General features: G+C 50.8%; 6 protein-coding genes and 1 pseudogene. 2 read left to right on the top strand and 5 right to left on the bottom strand.

The window, feature by feature from the left end; all coding sequences use genetic code 11:
* Positions 1 to 163: 163 nt before the first annotated feature.
* Positions 164 to 1,129: a magnesium and cobalt transport protein CorA gene (locus KQP84_RS03195; protein ID WP_215845188.1), complete on the bottom strand. Its 966-nt coding sequence runs from the start codon at positions 1,127 to 1,129 to the stop codon at positions 164 to 166.
* Positions 1,130 to 1,680: 551 nt separating this feature from the next.
* Positions 1,681 to 2,318, bottom strand: a pseudogene (locus KQP84_RS03190) (TetR/AcrR family transcriptional regulator).
* A gap of 397 nt (positions 2,319 to 2,715) precedes the next feature.
* Between KQP84_RS03190 and KQP84_RS03185 the strand changes: the two are divergent.
* Entirely contained in the window at positions 2,716 to 3,579 is an 864-nt protein-coding gene (locus KQP84_RS03185) for an arginase family protein (protein ID WP_215845187.1), read from the top strand.
* Positions 3,580 to 3,845: 266 nt separating this feature from the next.
* Here KQP84_RS03185 and KQP84_RS25835 read toward each other — a convergent pair whose 3' ends face one another.
* The 3 genes from KQP84_RS25835 to KQP84_RS03170 all read right to left on the bottom strand — a co-directional run bounded on the left by KQP84_RS25835 (position 3,846) and on the right by KQP84_RS03170 (position 5,263).
* Entirely contained in the window at positions 3,846 to 4,064 is a 219-nt protein-coding gene (locus tag KQP84_RS25835) for a cyclase family protein (RefSeq protein WP_215845186.1), read from the bottom strand.
* A 432-nt stretch (positions 4,065 to 4,496) separates the two neighbouring features.
* Positions 4,497 to 4,820 (bottom strand): EamA family transporter, encoded by a 324-nt coding sequence (locus KQP84_RS26125; protein ID WP_370661475.1) that lies wholly within the window; start codon positions 4,818 to 4,820, stop codon positions 4,497 to 4,499.
* Between the two features lie 32 nt (positions 4,821 to 4,852).
* A complete protein-coding gene (locus KQP84_RS03170; RefSeq protein ID WP_215845209.1) occupies positions 4,853 to 5,263 on the bottom strand; it encodes a DMT family transporter in 411 nt (136 codons plus the stop codon).
* 305 nt (positions 5,264 to 5,568) lie between these two features.
* Between KQP84_RS03170 and KQP84_RS03165 the strand changes: the two genes are divergently transcribed.
* Positions 5,569 to 6,762: an MFS transporter gene (locus tag KQP84_RS03165; RefSeq protein WP_215845185.1), complete on the top strand. Its 1,194-nt coding sequence runs from the start codon at positions 5,569 to 5,571 to the stop codon at positions 6,760 to 6,762.
* Positions 6,763 to 6,824: the final 62 nt, after the last annotated feature.

Raw genomic sequence — 6,824 nt, 5'->3', positions numbered from 1 at the left:
ACCAAAAGCAGAAATCATCGATGTCTAAATAACAGGGATGACCTGACAAACCTTGTGGAATGCGTGCAGCAATGGCATTTTTGCCAGGAACGCCAGGCGGTATGTGACCTCAAAGCACAGAAGTGGGCTCAAAAACCAGACGGCCTTTCAGCCCACGTTTGCATCATAGCCAGCGAGCACGCCTGAATCGCTGCCACAATAATGCGCAGGCTATCAGTGTGACAGTGACTGTCGCCGGATAGCCATAGAGTGTCTTAAGTTCAGGCATGTTGTCGAAGTTCATGCCATACATACTGAATATTACCGTCGGGATCACCAGTATTGCACCCCAGCCGGCAAGTTTCTTGACGACTTCGTTCTGCTGCACTGAAACCAGCGCAAGGTTGACGTGCATCGCACTGCCAAGCAGTTCGCGCATGTCGTTGACATCCGTTACAACATGGCGGGCGTGATCCTGAATATCTCTGAAATACGCCCTGAGGGGTTTCGGGATTAACTCTTCATGAATACGGATAAGCTCCGTACAGATTTCTTCAACTGGCTGGGCTGCATTGCGGAGCGCGAGAAGATTACGGCGAAGAGAATACACGTTCTGGATGGCTTCACGGTCAAATTCATTGTGAAAGAGTATGGCTTCCATCTCACCGATTTTTGTACTGAGTCGTGCGGTCAGCTCTGCATAGCCGTCCACAATGAAATCCAGAATACAGTAAAGTGGATAGGCCGGACCGAATGACAGCATGCCTGCATTCTCTCCAGCACGGGCACGTACGGGGGCATAGCTTTCTGAAGCACCGTGGCGAACCGTGATAAGATAGTTCCGTCCTACAAACAAATGCGTTTCGCCAAATTCAATATTATCACCCCGGCCGCTGGCAGTCTTCGCCACAATAAATACCGAGTTGCCGTAACGCTCTATTTTAGGCCGCTGATGTGCGTTAAGTGCATCCTCTACAGCCAGGTCGTGCAGGCCGAATTCTTCCTGTACTTTGTACATAAAGGCAGGCTCAGGCTGCCAGAGTCCCAGCCATATAAACGCATCAGTTTCCTGAATGACTTCGCTAATATCCTCAATATCGACGGCCTCGGCGGCGCGGCCTGAGCGGTAGACCATACTGTTTACAATCATTTATGATTATCCCTTAAGCGAGTGTATAAACAGCTTAACCATTTCCGTTAAATTACCAAATTATCCCTCAGCAGGGTGTTAACGTCCCGACCGGAGTTGTCCGCTAGTTGATCAGGGCAGAAATCATGTCTTTCTGGCACGTCCGTTATGTGCCGCGAGCGGGCGTTGCCTGCCCTGTGCTGTGCTATTTTCTGGCAATTTAAGGTTGTGACCGATTAACACACCGCAATGTTAGTAATGCGACCGTTGATTTGCGACCTTAACTGCGAGCTTCCGCTTTTCGCTCATAGCGGACATGGGGGCCACGGCAGTTGGCTCTGTGCCATAAACGGACGTCTGTATAAAGCAACCCGCAAGGGAGATCATGGCGCTTCAAGTCAGAGGCCAAAAGTTTGAATAAGGCACACATATCTTTAGCTGAGACAGTGAAAAGCGCCTTTTGAAAAACTTTCCTTTATCGATCCAACCGCATAAGGCCATGCCATCTTCACATTCGAGCACAACCATTGTTTGCCTTCTTTTCCGACGCCGAACAATTATGCCCACTTTAGTCATGTTGATGCCTTACTTGAAGGATCTTTCTTATCAACATCTCTGTTTAAGAGCACCGATCTGACAATAAATTCGTTACACCTTTTGAGCTCCTCACTATCAGGCTGAATTTTTCCGTATACCCGCATCCCTTCCAGCATCATAAAAATGCTCAGAGCCATTACTCTCGCGCTTTCATCGCGTCGAAAGACCTGCTGAGTCTGACCGTTGGATAATATACTTTCCAACCGATTGATTATTGAATTAAATTTATGATGAACCCTTTTTTTACCTCTTCGTCACCCGGCAAAAGTTCACTGGCAGCGGCAATGGTAAAACAGCCTTTCTCTCCATCAGGAGAGGATGATACAAGCGCCACAAAATCGAGCATTTCGCGCAATGCAGCTTCTGGCGATAACTCCACCTCGCGCTTCGCTCCTCTGGAAACACCTTCATCCATGTATTGGTGTAGCGCCGCAAGATAAATTGCTCGCTTATCCGGGTAGAGCTTATAGATACTGGCGCTAGCTAAGCCTGATGCTTTCATAAGATCGGCCATTGAGGTTGCCCGATATCCATTCTGCCAGAAGCATTCCAGTGCAGTGTTCAGGAAGTCCTGTGGATCGAATTCTCGAGGTCTGCCAACAGATGATTTCATTTCATTCCCCTGTGTTGATAATCAATTGTAGATCGAACAATCTACAATTGAAAGGACTTGTATATCTTTAGCTTTTAAGCTCACCATGTTTGCTAATTTTTTTATGTACGGCGATAGCATGTCCGCTTTTCGCTCATAGCGGACATCGGCAGGCGTGGCAGTCCGCTTTGTACCAGAAGCGGACATTGCAAAATAAACTTCAGGTCACTCCATCAGCTATATAGTTTTTCCTGAACAAACTGCTCAGCTTGCGTCAGGTTCTGACATAGTCGACAATGAATGAACAGTCATTCATTATTATTTATAATTGTTCGATATGGCAGTTACTGTTCTGAAAGCCAGAAATCGGACTGCTTCATGATTATCAGAAGTTATCGAAAATAAAGGCAGGTATAATATGACCAGGAAGACTCTTCGACTTTCTTTTCCCCAGTGGCAGGGCGGAAACAACCCTCCCTATCATCTCGGATCTCTTCTTCTTTCTTTCCTCGCTCCGGAAGCCAAAGGACCAGTAGAGGAAGTTCCGGTTGCCTCACCCGGCAACCAGTCCCTGACCGAAGTAGACGGCATTACCGGCAAGCCACAGATTATCAGCCAGCTGAATGATGCAGCCGCCCTGATTGAAAAGCACGATCCTGACGCGCTTGTCATTTTGGGCGGCGACTGCCTTGTTTCACTTGCACCTTTTGCGCATCTGCTCAAAAAGTACGGGGACAAGCTGGGCGTGCTATGGGTCGACTCCCATCCTGACGTTCAGACAGCTGAACAGTACCCGAATGCCCATGCCCACGTGCTGGGCGCGCTGATCGGTACCGGAGATCAGGATTTAGTGAATCACGTCATGCACAAGCTTTTGCCGTCGAAAATTATGATCGCCGGTATCCACGATCCGTTGGTTTATGAAAGCGACTACCTCTCCAGTCATAATATTGCGACATCAGGCCCTGAGCAGGTCAAAAACGGTGGTAAAGAGGTAATGGACTGGATTGCCAGGGAGAAAATTGAGTATCTGGCAATTCATCTAGATCTTGATGTACTGGATCCGTCAATTTTCCGGTCCGTTCTCTTTGCCCGTCCGGGCCGTGGAGAACATGACTTTGGCGATGTGGCAGAAGGGAAACTGACTATGGAAGACGTGCTCACGTTGATTAATCAGGCGAGCTCTGAGGCTGAAGCCGTCGGACTCACCATTGCTGAACACATGCCGTGGGATATGATAAACCTCAAAAACTTGCTCAATGAACTGCCCCTGCTGAAGTAATCTGATCAAAAGGGGCCAGCGTTATCCTAGCCCCTCCTTTGCTGAATCATCCTTTCATGCACCCTAAGTGTATAGACAGGACGCAACAAACAACTAATTTACAGTAGCAAAAAACCGTGCGGGAAAGCTTGCCATCGGCATACGGGACGGACGGCAGTCAGATAAGTGTCCCTAACTTTTACTGCGCTTATATTAGTCATGTCCTCTGCAATAATGACGCCGTTGCTGAGCAGGATATCGTGTACCGGTGTGGATTCAGTATGGTCTTAATCATCAATCAGTACCGCGTCTATGCCAACCAGAACGGCACCATGCCTGACCAGCCAATCTGCGGTCTCTGTCGACACGTAAGGTGAGTTTTTGCTGTAAGCCCGCTCGCCAAAATACCTGCCCTGCCCGGTATGTAGCAGGACGGCCTTTCCGGCCACCTTTTTGCCCTGAAAATCCTCCACCTCATACGTCCGTCGTTCCGGTGCTTTTCCCACGACAATCACCGGCAGATTAACCAGTTTCTTTAAAGGGTAGCCAACAATTTACCCACCCTTTTTACTCATATGAAAAGGCGCATCTATATAGGTGATAGGTGCTGGAAATGCCGAGAAGCTTAATGCCGTCGATGATGGACCCGCTCGGGTTCCAGACGCCCTTCGTATACAGCTTCACTTCACTCAGCCCGGAATACGTTTCCATTTTTTCGCGGATGGGATGGTTAAGTTTCACGTACTCCTTTACTGCGGGCAGTATGACAGCGTTCGCAGTTGCAGCAGCCACAACCGCCAGTGCGCACAGTACCGTCAGACTTTAACGGAGCATTTTCTTTCCTTTATTTTTCGACATAACTACCTCTCAGGATCTTACCGTGGCTACCGTCGCCCGGCGGCGGAATTTCATTTCGGCAATCACAATGGATGCCACTATCAGGCAGGCGGCCGCCAGGTCTGTTGACGTGATGGCGGCATCAAAAAGAGAGCAGATGTGAGTACCGAGGCCACTGGTACCGGGACGACCGTCATGCCAGCCGTGGAGGCCGAGATCCGCCAGATACCGTAAAAAAGAAAACATACGACAGGGCCCACACCGTAATATACCAGGATCAGAATCTGACTCTGCGTCAGTGATGTCAGGGCAAAGTCGTGAAGCTCAGGTAACGTAAGAGGAATGCGCAGAATAGCGCTCACCAGACAGACGCCGGTCGCCTTGGTCAGCGGCTTCAGCTGACTCGACAGCTTCTGCGCGAAAATAATTACTGCAGACGTGGAGAGAGTTGACAGTGTTAGGAAAAACAGGCCTGAAAGGGCGTTATGGCCTGCACCGCCTCCTTCGCCCGGCAGCGCAATACGATCACGCTGACAACCGCAAGAAAAACCGAAATCAGCGACTTAATACGCATCCTTTCTTTCAGAAATACGGCTGACAGTACAAGGACCACCGCAGAGGCCACACTCGTGGTGACGGAAGCGGCCACCACCGTGGTCGTCGGCAGGCCATACAGCAGAAACACGGTAAAAAGAGCTGCGCTGAACAAAGCCTGCGCGCCAATGGCCGTCCAGTCACGAAGCGGGATGTTCAGCAAGTCTGTTTTATCAACGAAGAGCGACAACAGAAACAGCGACACCACTGCAATCAGCAACGTCAGTAGAGTGAATGTCCAGATCGGGATACTCTCTACTGCTTCTTTGGCAATCGGCTAGCTGATGCCGATCAGGGTATAGCACATGGCCACGCAGAGGACGCCAGTGTGTTCACGTAACATATTTACCCGCCTTAAAAAATACAGGAAATGTCCGGCTCACGAATATCATGCCGCCTGAAGAGGATAATTCGTCCACTCACAGGAGTATGCTTCCGGGCTGATATACTGCTGCCAGGCACATCGTGCGGCGTAACTAGCTACTGCAGTCTTTAACCCTTAAAATGAATGATCATTCATTCACCCGGCTAACTGCATCCTGTCAGTGGCTCTTCATCACAGGACAATATGAATTTCTTATGACTTCAGCTAATAACTCCCCGATCTCAGCGTTCCACGCATGGGCAGCCGTTTTGTCCCTTACGCTGGGTGTTTTTGCCACCGTCACGGCAGAATTTCTGCCTGTCGGCATTCTGCCGGAGGTGGCAACGAGCTTTAACATTACCGAAGGCCAGGCTGGGATGATGATTACCGTTCCAGGCATACTGGCCGCAATGGCCGCGCCGGGCATCATGCTGGTCACGGGCAAAACGGACAGACGAAGCGTGCTTCTGTTTCTTTCATTCCTTCTGCTGGCATCCTGCGGCGTTGCGGCTTGGGCGCCTTCTTTCAGCGTCCTGCTGATAAGCCGTGCAATGGTGGGCCTGTGCCTAGGTGCCTTCTGGGCCACTGCTCTGGCCGTGGCAGGAAGGCTGACTACGCCGGAAAAGGCGCACAAGGCCACTGCTGCGGTATTTGCCGGCGTGACGGCCGCCATGATTTTGGGAGTACCTTTCGGCACGTTTACTGCAGGGCTCTTTACTTGGCGGGGCGCGTTTATCTCCACCGGCCTCATCTCGGCAGCGGCATTGCTGATGCAGCTTATTGCCCTGCCTTCCCTGCCAGCAGGAAAAGCTATAAAGCTGTCCATTATCGCCGACTATCTGAAATTGCAGACGGTAAGGAAGAGCAAGGCACTGATATTTCTTATCTTCGGGGCTCACTTCGCTTCTTACACGTATCTGGCCCCGCTCTTACAGCAGACGGGCATCAGTTCTGATGCCGTCACTTGGATTCTGGTCGGTTACGGCATTGCCGGGTTTGCTTCGAATTTTGTTGCCTCCGCCTTTATCAGCCGTCAGCTCACGGCCACCTTCACCACGGTGCTGGTGCTGCTGATGTTGGCGCTGGCTATGTTGCCCCAGATGACTTCCTGGCCCGTGGCAATAACCCTGATGGTCATGGTCTGGGGGCTGGCCTGGGGAGCTATGCCGCTGTGTATGAACATCTGGAATCAGAGGGCTTCCACCGGACACGAAGAGGCGAGTTCGGCCATGTTCACCTTCACCATACAGGTCGCGATCGCTGCCGGCTCTGCGGCCGGAGGAAAGCTGATTGACACGCTGGGCTTGCCGGCGGGATATCATATTGCAGCCGCCTGTGTTCTGGTGAGCGCGCTTATCCTGCTGGCATATCGCCCACAGAATAAAGGCGCAAAAGCCGGAATACAGTAAACCTACCGGATGGAGTCTCACACGGAACTGCTGGCCTGACCGGTAGCCCCGTCTATGGCCCG

The organism is Candidatus Pantoea bituminis (genome assembly GCF_018842675.1).
Taxonomy (GTDB): Bacteria; Pseudomonadota; Gammaproteobacteria; order Enterobacterales; family Enterobacteriaceae; genus Pantoea; species Pantoea phytostimulans.
Note: the sequence above shows the minus strand (reverse complement) of the source record. Positions and strands in the feature narration are given on the sequence as shown.

Bases quoted from the DNA above. Each gene is read 5' to 3' on its own strand.
- KQP84_RS03195 (WP_215845188.1), bottom strand. From the start codon at position 1,129: ATGATTGTAAACAGTATGGTCTACCGCTCAGGCCGCGCCGCCGAGGCC.
- KQP84_RS03185 (WP_215845187.1), top strand. From the start codon at position 2,716: ATGACCAGGAAGACTCTTCGACTTTCTTTTCCCCAGTGGCAGGGCGGA.
- KQP84_RS03165 (WP_215845185.1), top strand. From the start codon at position 5,569: ATGACTTCAGCTAATAACTCCCCGATCTCAGCGTTCCACGCATGGGCA.